Origin of the sequence: Pseudomonas sp. BTN1 (assembly GCF_001907715.1) — a bacterium.
Taxonomy (GTDB): Bacteria; Pseudomonadota; Gammaproteobacteria; order Pseudomonadales; family Pseudomonadaceae; genus Aquipseudomonas; species Aquipseudomonas paracarnis.
The window spans coordinates 19,503-34,078 of sequence record NZ_MPBM01000008.1 but is presented as its reverse complement, the minus strand read 5'-3'; the positions used below and the strand labels follow the sequence as shown (position 1 = coordinate 34,078).

Here is a 14,576-nt window from a genome sequence, read left to right as displayed (position 1 = left end):
ATGAACGACCACAACAACAGTATCGAACTGGAAACCGCCATGACCACCACCACCATGACCATGATCCAGGCCCTGCGCTCGGCCATGGATGTGATGCTTGAGCGTGACGACAACGTGGTGGTGTTCGGCCAGGACGTCGGGTACTTCGGCGGCGTGTTCCGTTGCACCGAAGGCTTGCAGACCAAGTACGGCAGCTCGCGGGTGTTTGACGCCCCCATCTCGGAAAGCGGCATCGTCGGCGTGGCCGTGGGCATGGGCGCTTACGGCCTGCGCCCGGTAGCGGAAATCCAGTTCGCCGACTACGTCTACCCCGCCACCGACCAGATCATTTCCGAAGCGGCACGCCTGCGTTATCGCTCGGCCGGCCAGTTCACTGCGCCCTTGACCATGCGCATGCCCTGCGGTGGCGGCATCTATGGCGGCCAGACCCACAGCCAGAGTATCGAAGCGGTGTTCACCCAGGTCTGCGGCCTGCGCACGGTGATGCCGTCCAACCCCTATGACGCCAAGGGCCTGCTGATCGCCTCCATCGAAAACGATGACCCGGTGATCTTCCTGGAGCCCAAGCGCCTGTACAACGGCCCGTTCGACGGTCACCACGACCGCCCGGTAACGCCGTGGTCCAAACACCCCCAAGCCCAGGTGCCGGACGGTTACTACACCGTGCCCCTGGACGTAGCCGCCGTCGTGCGCCCAGGCTCGGCCGTGACCGTGCTGACCTATGGCACCACCGTGTATGTGTCGCAAGTCGCCGCTGAAGAAACCGGCATCGACGCCGAGGTCATTGACCTGCGCAGCCTGTGGCCGCTGGACCTGGAGACCATCGTCAAGTCGGTGAAAAAGACCGGCCGTTGCGTGGTGGTGCATGAGGCCACGCGCACCTGCGGCTTTGGTGCCGAGTTGGTCTCGCTGGTGCAAGAGCATTGCTTCCACCACCTGGAAGCGCCGATCGAACGCGTCACTGGTTGGGACACTCCCTACCCGCACGCGCAGGAGTGGGCGTATTTCCCAGGGCCGTCCCGAGTGGGCGCGGCGTTGAAACGGGTCATGGAGGTCTGAATGGGCACGCACGTTATCAAGATGCCGGACATTGGCGAAGGCATCGCGGAAGTTGAATTGTCGGTATGGCATGTAAAGGTCGGCGACCTGGTGGTTGAAGACCAGGTGCTGGCGGATGTGATGACCGACAAGGCGATGGTGGATATTCCCTCGCCGGTCCACGGCAAAGTCATTTCCCTCGGCGGCGAGCCGGGTGAGGTCATGGCAGTGGGCAGTATTTTGATCAGCATTGAAGTAGAAGGCGCAGGCAATACCAAGGATGTCCCGGTGGTTGCCGAGCCGGCGAAGGCCGCGCCGCCTGTGGCCGAAGCCAAACCGGTACAGGCGCCGGTAGAAAGCAAGCCCGCTGCAGCAGTGAAAGCGCCGCAAGCGCCCGTGGCCCGTGAAGCCAGCGAACGCCCATTGGCCTCGCCTGCCGTGCGCAAACACGCGCTGGATGCCGGGATTCAACTGCGCCTGGTCCAGGGCACAGGGCCTGCCGGCCGAATTCTGCATGAAGACCTGGAGGCTTACTTGCGCCAGGGCACGGCAACGGGCGCCAGTGCCGCCAACCCTTACGCCGAGCGCAACGACGAACACCAAATCCCGGTGATCGGCATGCGCCGCAAGATCGCCCAGCGCATGCAGGACGCCACCCGGCGCGCCGCGCATTTCAGCTACGTGGAAGAAATCGACGTCACCGCCCTCGACGAGTTGCGCGTGCATCTCAACGAGAAGCACGGTGCGACACGCGGCAAGCTGACCCTGCTGCCGTTTATCGTGCGGGCCATGGTGGTAGCCTTGCGCGACTTCCCGCAGATCAATGCGCGTTACGACGACGAAGCCCAGGTCATCACGCGCCTTGGTGCCGTGCATGTGGGCGTCGCCACCCAAAGCGACGTGGGCCTGATGGTGCCGGTGGTACGTCACGCCGAAGCCCGCAGCCTGTGGGGCACTGCCGAAGAAATCGCGCGTTTGGCCAATGCCGCACGCACAGGCAAGGCCAGCCGCGATGAGCTGTCCGGTTCCACCATCACCCTGACCAGCCTTGGCGCCTTGGGCGGCATTGTCAGCACGCCGGTGCTGAACCTGCCGGAAGTGGCCATCGTCGGCGTCAACCGCATCGTTGAGCGGCCGATGGTGATCAAGGGCCAGATCGTGGTGCGCAAGATGATGAACCTCTCCAGCTCCTTCGATCACCGCGTGGTCGATGGCATGGACGCGGCGCAATTCATCCAGGCCATTCGCGGCCTGCTCGAACAACCCGCCAGCCTGTTCCTGGAGTAAGGGCATGACTCAGACATTGCACACCACGCTGCTGATTATCGGCGGCGGCCCCGGCGGTTATGTGGCGGCGATTCGCGCAGGCCAACTGGGCATCCCCACCATCCTGGTGGAAGGCCAGGCACTGGGCGGCACCTGCCTGAACATCGGCTGCATTCCCTCCAAGGCGCTGATCCATGTGGCCGAGCAGTTCCAGCAAACCGTGCACCATAGCCAGGGCTCGCAACTGGGCATTGAAGTGGATGTACCGACCCTGGACATCCGCAAGAGCGTGGAATGGAAAGACGGCATCGTTGACCGCCTGACCACCGGCGTCGCCGCACTGCTGAAAAAACACAAGGTGCAGGTGATCCATGGCTGGGCCAAAGTCATCGACGGCAAGACTGTCGAGGTGGGCGAGCAGCGCATCCAGTGCGAACATCTGCTGCTGGCCACCGGCTCGACAAGCGTCAACCTGCCGATGCTGCCGATTGGCGGGCCGATTATCTCCTCCACCGAAGCCCTGGCACCGACCCATGTGCCCCGGCGCCTGATCGTGGTGGGCGGTGGTTATATCGGCCTGGAACTGGGGATTGCCTACCGCAAGCTGGGTGCCGACGTCAGTGTGGTCGAGGCCCAGGCGCACATCCTGCCGGCCTACGACGCCGAGCTGACCCTGCCGGTGGCTGAATCCTTGAAGAAACTTGGCGTGAAGCTGTACCTGGAACACAGCGTCACCGGCTTTGCCGACGGCAAACTGCAGGTGCGCGCCCCCAACGGCGACATCTTGGCGCTGGACACCGACCAGGTGCTGGTCGCCGTGGGGCGCAAACCCAACACCCAGGGTTGGAACCTCGAAGCGCTGAACCTGGACATGAACGGCGCGGCGATCAAGATCGACAGCCGCTGCCAGACCAGCATGCGCAACGTGTATGCCATCGGCGACCTCAGTGGCGAGCCGATGCTGGCGCACCGGGCCATGGCCCAGGGCGAAATGGTTGCCGAACTGATCAGCGGCAAGGCCCGCGAATTCAACCCGGCGGCAATTCCGGCGGTGTGCTTTACCGACCCGGAACTGGTGGTGGTCGGCAAGACCCCGGACGAGGCCAAGGCTGCCGGCCTGGATTGCATTGTGTCGAGCTTCCCCTTCGCCGCCAATGGCCGGGCCATGACGCTGGAGTCCAAAGCCGGCTTCGTGCGGGTGGTGGCGCGACGTGACAATCACTTGATTGTTGGCTGGCAAGCGGTGGGGGCTGGGGTTTCGGAACTGTCCACTGCGTTTGGCCTGAGCCTGGAAATGGGTGCGCGCCTGGAGGATGTGGCCGGCACCATCCATGCCCACCCGACTCTGGGTGAAGCGGTGCAGGAAGCGGCGTTGCGGGCATTGGGGCACGCGTTGCACCTGTAAAACCGTGGCGTGGCTATCGCAGGCAAGCCAGCTCCCACACTTGGAATGCATTCCAATGTGGGAGCCGGGCTTGCCCGCGATAGCGGTGGATCAGCCAATGCAGAGGTTGAATGGTCCGCCGCCCTGCTCCCACACCGGCCAAGAATGCAGTATTGTTGCGCCATCCAGAAAAAAATCCGACTTGACCAGAGATAGAGGGTGTCATGGGTAACGAGAGCATCAATTGGGACAAGCTGGGTTTTGACTACATCAAGACCGACAAGCGGTTTCTCCAGGTCTGGAAAAACGGCGAATGGCAAGCTGGCACCCTGACCGACGACAATGTGCTGCACATCAGCGAGGGCTCCACTGCCCTGCATTATGGCCAGCAATGCTTCGAGGGCCTGAAGGCCTACCGTTGCAAGGACGGTTCGATCAACCTGTTCCGCCCGGACCAGAACGCCGCCCGCATGCAGCGCAGCTGTGGCCGCCTGCTGATGCCACAAGTGCCGACCGACGCGTTCATCGACGCCTGCAAACAAGTGGTCAAGGCCAACGAGCGCTTCATCCCGCCGTACGGCAGTGGCGGCGCGCTGTACCTGCGCCCGTTCGTGATCGGCACCGGAGACAACATTGGCGTGCGTAGCGCGCCGGAGTTCATCTTCTCGGTGTTCTGCATCCCGGTCGGTGCCTACTTCAAGGGCGGCCTGGTGCCGCACAACTTCCAGATCTCCGGCTACGACCGCGCCGCGCCGCAAGGCACCGGTGCCGCCAAGGTCGGTGGCAACTACGCCGCCAGCCTGATGCCCGGTTCGGAAGCGAAGAAATTCGGCTTCGCCGACGCGATCTACCTGGACCCGATGACCCACTCGAAAATCGAAGAAGTCGGCTCGGCCAACTTCTTCGGGATCACCCACGACAACCAGTTCATCACGCCGAAGTCGCCTTCGGTATTGCCAGGCATCACCCGCCTGTCGCTGATCGAACTGGCCCAGACCCGCCTGGGCCTGGAAGTGGTCGAGGGCGAAGTGTTCATCGACAAGCTGGACCAATTCAAGGAAGCCGGCGCCTGTGGTACCGCTGCGGTGATCTCGCCTATCGGCGGCATCCAGTACAACGGCAAGCTGCACGTGTTCCACAGCGAGACCGAAGTCGGCCCGATCACCCAGAAGCTCTACAAAGAGCTGACCGGTGTGCAGACCGGTGACGTTGAAGCGCCGGCGGGTTGGATCGTCAAGGTCTGACAGCCACGAAAGCCAGCGACACCACAAAACCCCTGTGGGAGCTGGCTTGCCTGCGATAGCGATCTGTCAGCCAGCATATGATCGTTCCCACGCTCCGCGTGGGAATGCAATGCATCCCCTGACGCTCCGCGTCACCTGTTGTCCGGCGGGACGCGGAGCGTCCCAGGCGGCATTCCCACGCAGAGCGTGGGAACGATCAAGGGCCCACCGCTATCGCAGGCAAGCCAGCTCCCACACTGGTTTCTGCGCTTTCAAGAGCGTGGCGCAATATTCTCGGCAATCTTCTTGCCCATACTGATCCTCGGCTCCACCCCGTACCCCAACGCCTCATAAAACCCCACCACCACGTCATTGCCGCCGGTGATCTGCAGGTTGATCTTCATGCAACCCAGCGCCGTCAACGCCTGTTCGGCATAGCGCACCAGCGACGATCCCAGGCCATGGCGCCGATAGTCGGTATGCACCGCCACCGAATACAACCAGCCACGGTGCCCGTCATAGCCGGCGAGAATGGTACCGATCACGGCTTTGTTGTCGGTGGCAACGAAGAACAACCCGTCGTTGACCGCCAGTTTCTTATCAATCGCCAGGCTCGGCAGGTTATGCGCGGTGTCATAGCCAAACGCCTGCTGCCATAGCTCAATCACCTGGGCACGGTGTTGACGGTCGCGATAAGGCCCTATGGGGTGGCGGGACAACAGCGTTTTTTCCATCACCAACGTGCGCTCATTGCCGTGGTACACGTCACGCACGTTGTGAAAACCCAACTTAGCGTAGAAGGCTTGCGCCGTCAGCGAGGACGGCACGCTCAAGACCGTCACGCCGGCTTCACGGGCGCGCAGTTCGATCTCGATCATCAACAATCGGCCAATGCCCTGCCCTTGCAGTGCTGGGTTGACGAACACCGAGCGCACCACATTGCCATCCAGTGCGGCCGTAGCGACGATCAGTTGAGCCTGAGTCGCCACCAACACTACCCGCCGCTGGAGCAATGCCAGCACAGCGTCGGGGGTGAAGTTGCTGGCAACCCGCGCAATCACATCTGCTGGGTAATCACGTGCGTTGCTGCTGTGCAGCGCAGCCAGGATGACGTGGCTGATACCTTCGGCATCGGAAGGTTGGGCAAGGCGAACAGCGGTAGACATGGTTCCTCCTGGCTGACACAGCGATAACAATCACCACAATACCAATGTGGGAGCTGGCTTGCCTGCGATAGCGGTGGGCCAGCCAGATGAATGGGGCTGACACACCGCTATCGCAGGCAAGCCAGCTCCCACAGTTTGATCGTATTTCAATCTGGCAGCCGATTCGGCTGCGCCACTCCCGTTTTCAGCTTTCTTGGCTGAGCCACCCCGCCGTTTCAGCCGGGATCCTTTCCCCGCAACGCACACAATAGCGGCACAAGATCCCCAACGGACCCGTGCCCCCATGCAAACCACCAACACCGTCCTGATGATCCGCCCGGCGCGCTTTGCCTTCAACCCGGATACCGCGATCAACAACCGTTTCCAACGCCCGCCGCTGGACCCGCTCAGTGCACAGCACAAAGCGCTGGAGGAGTTCGACGGTTATGTCGACACCTTGCGCCAGCACGGCGTGGAGGTGCTGGTGGTGCAGGACACGCCGGCGCCCCATACGCCCGACTCGATCTTCCCCAACAACTGGTGGAGCAGCCATGCCGACGGCAGCCTGGTGCTCTACCCCATGGAAGGCCAGAACCGCCGACTGGAGCGCAACAAGGGCGTGCTGCAAGTTTTGGAGCAGCGCTTTGCGATCAACACCACCATCGATCTCAGCCACCTGGAACAACAGAACATCTTCCTGGAAGGCACCGGCAGCATGGTACTCGACCGCCAGCACCGCATCAGCTACGCCTGCCATTCGGGGCGCACCCACCACGCGGCCCTGCGCCAGTTTGCCGAACGCCTCGACTACCAACTCTGCGTGTTCCACGCCCTGGACCGCCACCAGGCACCCATCTACCACAGCAACGTGATGATGAGCGTTGGCCGCGACCTCGCGGTGGTGTGCCTGCAGGCCCTGCCCGACGACCGCGAACGCCTGGCCCTGGAACGCTCCCTGCGTGATACCGGCAAAGACATCCTCAGCCTGGACTTCGACCAGCTGGAAGCCTTCGCCGGCAACATGCTGGAGGTCCACGACCGGGACGGCCAGCCGTTGCTGGTGATGTCCGCCAGTGCCTGGGGCGCCCTGCATCCGGCGCAGCGTCAGCATGTGGAACGCCATACGCGGCCGGTGGTGGTGAATATCGACAACATCGAACGCATCGGCGGCGGCAGTGCCCGCTGCATGCTGGCCGAAGTGCATCTGCCGGCCCGTCCCTCATTTCAATAAGGAGTCTTGCCATGACCCGTTATATCGACGTCAACGACCTCAGCTACCTGGTTTCGCAAAAAGGCCTGCAAACCTGCATCACCGAAATGGCCGACTACATTCGCGCCGACTACCTGCGCTGGCAGGATTTCGAGAAATGCGCGCGCCTGGCCAACCATTCACCGGATGGGGTGATCGAGCTGATGCCGGTGTCCGACGCCTCGCTGTACGCCTTCAAGTACGTTAACGGCCACCCGAAAAACACCCTGGCCGGCATGCTCACCGTGATGGCGTTCGGTGCCTTGGGCGACGTCGACACCGGTAAACCGGTGCTGCTGGCGGAAATGACCCTGACCACTGCGATCCGCACCGCCGCCACCTCGGCCCTGGTCGCCCGCTACCTGGCCCGCGCCAACAGCCGCAGCATGGCGCTGATCGGCAACGGCTGCCAAAGCGAATTCCAGGCCCTGGCCTTCCACGCCATGCTCGGTATTACTGAAATCCGCCTGTTCGACATCGACCCCCAGGCCACCGCCAAGCTCGCCGCCAACCTCAAGGCGTTCCCGGCGATCAAGGTGATCCTGGCCGCCAGCGTCGCCGAGGCAGTCAAAGGCGCGGACATTGTCACCACCGTGACTGCGGACAAAGCCTACGCCACCATCCTGACTGACGAGATGATCGAGCCAGGCATGCACCTCAATGCCGTGGGCGGTGACTGCCCGGGCAAGACCGAGCTGGACCGCCGCATCGTCGAGCGCGCCCGGGTGATCGTCGAGTACGAACCGCAAAGCCGCATCGAAGGTGAAATCCAGCATATGCCGGAAGATTCGCCGGTCACCGAGCTGTGGCAAGTGATCAACGGCCAACAGCCGGGCCGCGAAAATGACCGCCAAATTACCCTGTTCGACTCGGTGGGTTTTGCCATCGAAGACTACTCGGCCCTGCGCTATGTATTGGACGTGGCCAAAGCCTTGGATGTGGGCAGCGAGCTGGAGCTGGTGCCGGACCTGGCCGACCCGAAAAACCTGTTCGCACGCCTGGCCCAGCAACCTGTGGTACAGCATAAAAAGCGCGCCTGAAACCGCTCTGGCCTGCCGCTTTGCGCCCAGGGCAGGCCAGATTCTAGTGGGTTAAAAGCCGATTTTGCCGGTGCCACAGCCGATTCCGCTGCATTGCTTGTTTTAACAGCGCAATTTGCGCTTTGCGCAGGGGGTAAACGACACAAAAAACGCACCACCATGAAGCATTCTCTGCTCCCAGTTATTCACTGCCCCTGACATCAATTACAAAATATAGGGACCGACACATGACTCCTCTGCGATCACTCTTCGCTGCGTTGCTGTTGCCACTGTGCGCCACTGCTGCCCACGCCCAGGACTGGAAAGAAATCCGGTTTGGCGTGTTCCCCGAATACCCGCCCTTCGAATCTGTCGCCGCCGACGGCAGCCTGCAAGGGTTCGATATCGAACTGGGCAACGCTATCTGCGCCAAGCTCGAAGTGAAATGCACCTGGGTGCACAACGAATTCGACGGCATGATCCCGGCCCTGCGTGCGCGCAAGTTCGACGCGATCATGTCCTCCATGGCCGTGACCCCGGCTCGTGAGAAAGTCATCGACTTCACCGACCGCCTGTTCCTCAGCCCCACCTCGGTGATCACCCGTAAAAACGCCACCTTCGGTGACACCCCCGAGTCGCTGAACGGCAAGCACGTTGGCGTGCTGCAAGGCTCGTTGCAGGAAGCCTATGCCCGCGCACACCTGGCCAAGCTCGGTGCACAGATCAAGGCATACCAGTCCCAGGAACAGAACTACGCCGACCTGCAAAACGGCCGCCTCGACGCCACCCTGACGGACAAGCTCGAAGCCCAGCTCAACTTCCTGTCCAAGCCCGAAGGCGCCGACTTCAAGACCGGCCCGGCCTTCAAGGACCCGACCCTGCCGCTGGACATCGCCATGGGCCTGCGCAAGAACGACCAGGCATTGCGTGAGCTGATCAACAAGGGCATCGCCGCCGTCCAGGCCGATGGCACTTACGCACAGATCCAGAAGAAATACTTTGGCGATCAGGACATCTACAACGAGTAACCGGCAACCCGTGCCCCTGTGGGAGCGGGCTTGCCCGCGATAGCGGTGCTTCAGGCACCCACGCCGTGACTGCACCACCGTTATCGCAGGCAAGCCAGCTCCCACAGTAAATCCGTGCACTCCTTCGAGATCTTCCCCATGAACGACCTCCTCAACCTGCAAGGCTACGGCCCCATGCTGGCCCAGGGTGCCTGGATGACGCTCAAGCTGGCGTTCCTCGCCCTGGCCCTGAGCCTTACCCTGGGCCTGGTCGCCGCTGGCGCCAAACTCTCCAGCGCCAAATGGCTGCGCGTGCCGGCCACGCTCTACACCACGTTGATCCGCAGCGTGCCGGACCTGGTACTGATCCTGCTGATCTTCTACAGCCTGCAACTGTGGCTCAACGACCTGACCGAAGCGTTCGGCTGGGACTACGTTGAAATCGACCCGTTTACCGCCGGGGTGATCACCCTGGGCTTTATCTACGGTGCGTATTTCACCGAGAACTTCCGGGGTGCGATCCTCAGTGTGCCGGCGGGCCAACTGGAAGCCGCCACCGCCTACGGCCTGAGTCGCTGGCAGCGCTTTCACCTGGTGCTGTTCCCGCAACTGATGCGCTTTGCCCTGCCTGGCCTGGGCAATAACTGGCTGGTGCTGCTCAAGTCCACGGCGCTGGTGTCCATCATCGGCCTGTCAGACCTGGTCAAGGCCGCGCAGAACGCCGGCAAGTCCACCAGCGAGCCGCTGTACTTCCTGATCCTCGCGGGCCTGGTGTACCTGGTGATTACCACCCTCTCCAACCGCATCTTCAAGCGCCTGGAACGGCGCTATAACCTGGGCATCAAGGGGATGGCGCGATGATCGAACTGTTCCAGCAATACGGCCTGGCCTATCTGTTCAGCGATGGCAGCGGCCTGTCCGGTGTCGCCATGACCTTGTGGCTGTTCATTATCTCGGTGGTGCTCGGCTTTGGCCTGTCGATCCCCCTGGCGCTGGCACGCGTCTCAGAGCATTTCTGGCTGCGCTGGCCGGTGGAGGTTTACACCTACCTGTTCCGTGGCACGCCCCTGTATATCCAACTGCTGATTTGCTACACCGGGCTGTACAGCCTGGAAGTGGTGCAGGACAACGCCCTGCTCAACCAGTTTTTCCGCAACGCGCTGAACTGCACACTGTTGGCGTTTGTGCTCAACACCTGCGCCTACACCGTGGAAATCTTCGCCGGGGCAATCCGCAACATTCCCCATGGCGAGATCGAAGCGGCACGCGCCTATGGCCTGCACGGCTGGCGGCTGAACCTGTTTGTGATCGTGCCCGCCGCATTGCGTCGCGCCCTGCCGGCCTACAGCAATGAAATGATCCTGATGCTGCACGCCACGTCACTGGCGTTTACCGCCACCGTCGCCGACATCCTCAAGGTCGCCCGCGATGCCAATGCCGAGACGTTCCTGACCTTCCAGGCCTTCGGCATCGCCGCCCTGCTCTACATGCTGCTGTCCTTTGCACTGGTGGGCCTGTTCAGGCTGGCCGAACGTCGCTGGATGCGCTTTCTTGTTCCTACCCGAGGCTAACCCATGAATCAGTCCGCGCAGGCCCTGGCCGCTTATCCAATGGATGTACCCGTCGGCAAAACCGCCACGGCGGCCATCAAGCTGCAAGTCGAAGGTATCCATAAACGCTACGGCGAACACGAAGTGCTCAAGGGCGTGTCCCTCAACGCACGCCAGGGCGATGTGATCAGCCTGATCGGCGCCAGCGGCTCGGGCAAAAGCACGATGCTGCGGTGCATCAACTTTCTGGAACAGCCTGACGCCGGTGTGATCACCCTGGACGGCATCAGCATCGAAATGCAACCAGGCCGCGCCGGCACCCGTGCGCCGCACCAGGCGCAACTGCAAAACCTGCGCACGCGCCTGGCCATGGTGTTCCAGCACTTCAACCTGTGGAGCCACATGACCGTGCTGGAAAACATCACCATGGCCCCGCGCCGGGTGCTGAACGTGAGCGCCGCCGAAGCCGAGAAACGTGCGCGGTTGTACCTGGACAAGGTCGGCCTGCCGAGCCGCGTGGCGGACCAATACCCGGCGTTCCTGTCCGGTGGCCAGCAGCAGCGCGTGGCCATTGCGCGCGCGCTGGCAATGGAACCGGAGATTATCCTGTTCGATGAACCCACCTCGGCCCTGGACCCGGAACTCGTAGGAGAAGTGCTCAAAGTCATACAGACGTTGGCCGAGGAAGGTCGTACCATGCTGATGGTCACCCACGAAATGGGCTTTGCCCGCCAGGTGTCCAGCCAAGTGCTGTTCCTGCACCAGGGCCGAGTCGAAGAACACGGCGGCGCCGAGATCCTCGACCATCCCACCAGCGAACGCTTGCAGCAATTTCTTTCCAACCGTTTGAAGTGAACTCATGGATACCAAGGCCCACGGACACCATTCTTCCCCTACGCTGGATCGCATCGACGAAGCGATCATCGACGTACTCAGGCATCAGGGGCGTATTACCTACGAAAAGCTCTCGTCGCTGGTGCACCTCACCCCCAGGCCCTGCCTGGAACGGGTGCGCAAGCTGGAACGACGCGGGGTGATCCGTGGGTATGGGGCGATCATCGATGTGCAGATGGTCTCACCGGGGCTGTCACTGCTGGTGCTGGTGGCCTTGTCCAACCAAAGCGGGCGCTCGGCGCAAAAGGCCTTCGAAGCCTGCGTAAAAGCCTGCCCGCAGGTATTCGAATGCCAGTTGATCAGCGGGCCATTCGACTACAGCCTGCGCATGCGCTGCCGGGATATGGAACATTACCGGGTGCTGACCGAGACCTGGTTGAACAATGATGAGTTGCACATTGATAAGCTGGTGGCGCATCCGGAGTTGGCGGTGGTCAAGAACACCGCGACCGAACTGGCCTGATCCAGCTGGCTCGTTCCCACGCTCTGCGTGGGAATGCATCCAATGACGCTCCGCGTCACAACTTCAAGAGCAGACGCGGAGCGTCCAGGGTGGCATTCCCACGCAGAGCGTGGGAACGATCAACCGACCTGGCCTGATCCAGCTAGCTCGTTCCCACGCTCTGCGTGGGAATGCATCCAATGACGCTCCGCGTCACAAAACTTCAAGAGCAGACGCGGAGCGTCCAGGGTGGCATTCCCACGCAGAGCGTGGGAACGATCATTCACCCCTGCCCACTTAATATTCTTTTGCCTGGCTTGGCACCCACCAGCTTCGCCTGCCCATCTTTCTGCTTGCCCGTGCGGGCTTCACTGATCAGCCCCGGAATCAACTTGCCCTCCGGCAAATTCTTCCAGAAGCGGCTGGGCAAATGCCCTTCCATCACTTTGGGATTGAGCCGCGCCGGGTTGAAGATGTGGCTGTAGTAGGTCAGCCACATGGCGCTGTGGGGATCTTCAACATTCTGTGCCAGTTGCTGCCAGGCCTCGGGGCACTGGCGCTGATGAATCAGTTGTTCGCCGTCGTAGTACACCCCGTCCAGGGGCGTGGCGATCATCCAGCGATGGCGGCCCATGCGCCCGATAAAATGCTCGCTGGCGCTCTTGAGAATGTCATGGGCCGGCTCATGCCAGGCCACGTACTCCGGCAGTTCCGGCCCTGCCTCGGCCGGCAGCGCGATGAAGCGCACAAACGCGTGCAAGTGGTGGGCCTCCCGGCTGACTTGCTTGATGCGCCGCTGCAACTCGCTGCCAAGCTTGTCACCTGCCAGCATGGCCGTGCGATCACCGTGGCTGACCCGCCATAGCACTTCATACAACAGGCTCCAGCGCTGATCACCTTGATAACAGGCAGCGGACTCCAACAATTGCAACAGCGCCTTGGGGATGCGCGCCTGAAACGGCCCCATCCCTGGTGGGATAGGTTCATCGGTAGCGAACAGGTCCGCCGCCTGCACCTCGCCCCAGCTGACCTGGCTGGGGTCGACCTGATGGCTGAGCAACCAGCGGGCCTGTTCGCGCCAGGTGCTGAACAGGTTGTCGCACTCCAGGCTGATCATCCCCACAATCCCATCTGTTGCGGCTGCGGGCGGTCCCGCAATTGTTCGCGCAACAACACACTGGTGCTGTCGGCCTGTTGCGGGTGGTAGTCGCTGGTGATGAAAAACGGCTTGGCCTTGGCCAGCACGCAGCGCATGCGCGCCAGGTCTTCGAAGCGGATCTTGCGCTCACGGCGCAGGTCGACCAGGCGCTGGGTGGTGCGCAGGCCGATGCCGGGGATACGTGCGATCAGGGTCGGCTCGGCGCGGTTGAGGTCCAGGGGGAACACCTCGCGATGCTCCAGGGCCCACGCCAGCTTGGGGTCGATATCCAGTGCCAGGTCACCGGGGCCGGCGAACAGCTCATTGGCGCTGAAACCGTAGCTGCGCAGCAGGAAATCAGCCTGGTACAAGCGGTGCTCGCGCATCAAGGGCGGCGCGGCCAGGGGTACGCTTTTCGGGCTGTTGGGGATGGGGCTGAACGCCGAGTAATACACGCGGCGCAGCTTGAAATTACCGTACAACGCCTCGGCACCGTGCAGGATGGTGCTGTCGTCGGTGTCGTCGGCGCCGACGATCATCTGCGTGCTCTGCCCGGCCGGGGCGAAACGTGGCGCGCGGGGTTCGTTGAGCACCGTCTGTTCGCCGGTGTAGATGGTCTGCATGGCCTGCTTGATCGAGCCGATCTGCTTCTCGGGCGCCAGGGTCTGCAGGCTGGCGTCGGTGGGCAGTTCGATATTCACACTGAGGCGATCGGCATAACGGCCAGCCTCGGCGATCAGGGCCGGGTCGGCATCGGGGATGGTCTTGAGGTGGATATAACCGCGAAAGTCATGCTCTTCGCGCAGCAGTTTGGCGACCCGCACCAGTTGCTCCATGGTGTAGTCCGACGAACGGATGATGCCGGAGCTGAGGAACAGCCCGCTGACGCAATTGCGCTTGTAGAAATCCAGGGTCAGGGTGACCACCTCCTCCGGGCTGAAGCGCGCACGGGGCACGTCGCTGGAGCGGCGGTTGACGCAGTATTGGCAGTCGTAGAGGCAGAAGTTGGTGAGCAACACCTTGAGCAACGACACGCAACGGCCATCGGGCGTGTAGCTGTGGCAGATGCCCATGCCATTGGTGGAACCCAGCCCCGCCTTGCCCTCGGAACTGCGCTTGGGCGCGCCACTGCTGGCGCAGGACGCGTCGTACTTGGCGGCGTCGGCGAGGATGCTGAGTTTTTCGATCAACTGCATGGAGGGCTACCGATACTGGTTTTTT

At 62.2% G+C, this 14,576-nt stretch carries 14 protein-coding genes; 11 read left to right on the top strand and 3 right to left on the bottom strand.

What is annotated here, in order from left to right; all coding sequences use genetic code 11:
* The 4 genes from BMH52_RS03550 to BMH52_RS03535 all read left to right on the top strand — a co-directional run bounded on the left by BMH52_RS03550 (nt 1) and on the right by BMH52_RS03535 (nt 4,932).
* A complete protein-coding gene (locus tag BMH52_RS03550; RefSeq protein WP_073842922.1) occupies nt 1–1,059 on the top strand; it encodes an alpha-ketoacid dehydrogenase subunit beta in 1,059 nt (352 codons plus the stop codon).
* Nucleotides 1,060–2,325, top strand: a complete 1,266-nt coding sequence (locus BMH52_RS03545) for a dihydrolipoamide acetyltransferase family protein (RefSeq protein WP_014719016.1) — start codon at nt 1,060–1,062, stop codon at nt 2,323–2,325.
* A 4-nt stretch (nt 2,326–2,329) separates the two neighbouring features.
* A complete protein-coding gene (gene lpdA / locus BMH52_RS03540; RefSeq protein WP_038450611.1) occupies nt 2,330–3,709 on the top strand; it encodes a dihydrolipoyl dehydrogenase in 1,380 nt (459 codons plus the stop codon).
* Nucleotides 3,710–3,912: 203 nt separating this feature from the next.
* Nucleotides 3,913–4,932, top strand: a complete 1,020-nt coding sequence (locus tag BMH52_RS03535) for a branched-chain amino acid aminotransferase (RefSeq protein ID WP_014719018.1) — start codon at nt 3,913–3,915, stop codon at nt 4,930–4,932.
* A gap of 251 nt (nt 4,933–5,183) precedes the next feature.
* Here BMH52_RS03535 and BMH52_RS03530 read toward each other — a convergent pair whose 3' ends face one another.
* Nucleotides 5,184–6,077: a GNAT family acetyltransferase gene (locus tag BMH52_RS03530; protein WP_073842920.1), complete on the bottom strand. Its 894-nt coding sequence runs from the start codon at nt 6,075–6,077 to the stop codon at nt 5,184–5,186.
* Nucleotides 6,078–6,360: 283 nt separating this feature from the next.
* On the opposite strand from BMH52_RS03530, the gene ctlX reads away from it, so the two are divergent.
* The 7 genes from ctlX (at nt 6,361) to BMH52_RS03495 (ending at nt 12,238) form a co-directional block, all read left to right on the top strand.
* The gene (ctlX, locus tag BMH52_RS03525) at nt 6,361–7,287 is read left to right on the top strand and encodes a citrulline utilization hydrolase CtlX (RefSeq protein WP_014719020.1); all 927 of its coding nucleotides are present in this window, start codon (nt 6,361–6,363) and stop codon (nt 7,285–7,287) included.
* A gap of 11 nt (nt 7,288–7,298) precedes the next feature.
* Nucleotides 7,299–8,345: an ornithine cyclodeaminase gene (locus BMH52_RS03520; protein WP_020301301.1), complete on the top strand. Its 1,047-nt coding sequence runs from the start codon at nt 7,299–7,301 to the stop codon at nt 8,343–8,345.
* A gap of 227 nt (nt 8,346–8,572) precedes the next feature.
* A complete protein-coding gene (locus BMH52_RS03515; protein ID WP_014719022.1) occupies nt 8,573–9,352 on the top strand; it encodes an ABC transporter substrate-binding protein in 780 nt (259 codons plus the stop codon).
* Nucleotides 9,353–9,490: 138 nt separating this feature from the next.
* Nucleotides 9,491–10,192, top strand: a complete 702-nt coding sequence (locus tag BMH52_RS03510; protein WP_014719023.1) for an ABC transporter permease — start codon at nt 9,491–9,493, stop codon at nt 10,190–10,192.
* On the top strand, nt 10,189–10,902 hold the full coding sequence (locus BMH52_RS03505; RefSeq protein WP_014719024.1) for an ABC transporter permease: 714 nt from the start codon (nt 10,189–10,191) through the stop codon (nt 10,900–10,902). Before BMH52_RS03510 ends, BMH52_RS03505 begins: the two co-directional genes overlap by 4 nt.
* Nucleotides 10,903–10,905: 3 nt before the next feature.
* The gene (locus BMH52_RS03500) at nt 10,906–11,736 is read left to right on the top strand and encodes an ABC transporter ATP-binding protein (RefSeq protein WP_014719025.1); all 831 of its coding nucleotides are present in this window, start codon (nt 10,906–10,908) and stop codon (nt 11,734–11,736) included.
* A gap of 4 nt (nt 11,737–11,740) precedes the next feature.
* A complete protein-coding gene (locus BMH52_RS03495) occupies nt 11,741–12,238 on the top strand; it encodes an Lrp/AsnC family transcriptional regulator (protein ID WP_073842918.1) in 498 nt (165 codons plus the stop codon).
* A 262-nt stretch (nt 12,239–12,500) separates the two neighbouring features.
* On the opposite strand, the gene BMH52_RS03490 is transcribed toward BMH52_RS03495, so the two are convergent.
* Together BMH52_RS03490 and BMH52_RS03485 are read right to left on the bottom strand one after the other, a co-directional pair.
* Nucleotides 12,501–13,334, bottom strand: coding sequence for a TIGR03915 family putative DNA repair protein (locus BMH52_RS03490; RefSeq protein ID WP_058410694.1), 834 nt, complete (start codon nt 13,332–13,334; stop codon nt 12,501–12,503).
* Complete coding sequence (locus BMH52_RS03485; RefSeq protein WP_014719028.1) at nt 13,331–14,551, bottom strand: putative DNA modification/repair radical SAM protein; 1,221 nt, start codon at nt 14,549–14,551, stop codon at nt 13,331–13,333. Before BMH52_RS03485 ends, BMH52_RS03490 begins: the two co-directional genes overlap by 4 nt.
* Nucleotides 14,552–14,576: the final 25 nt, after the last annotated feature.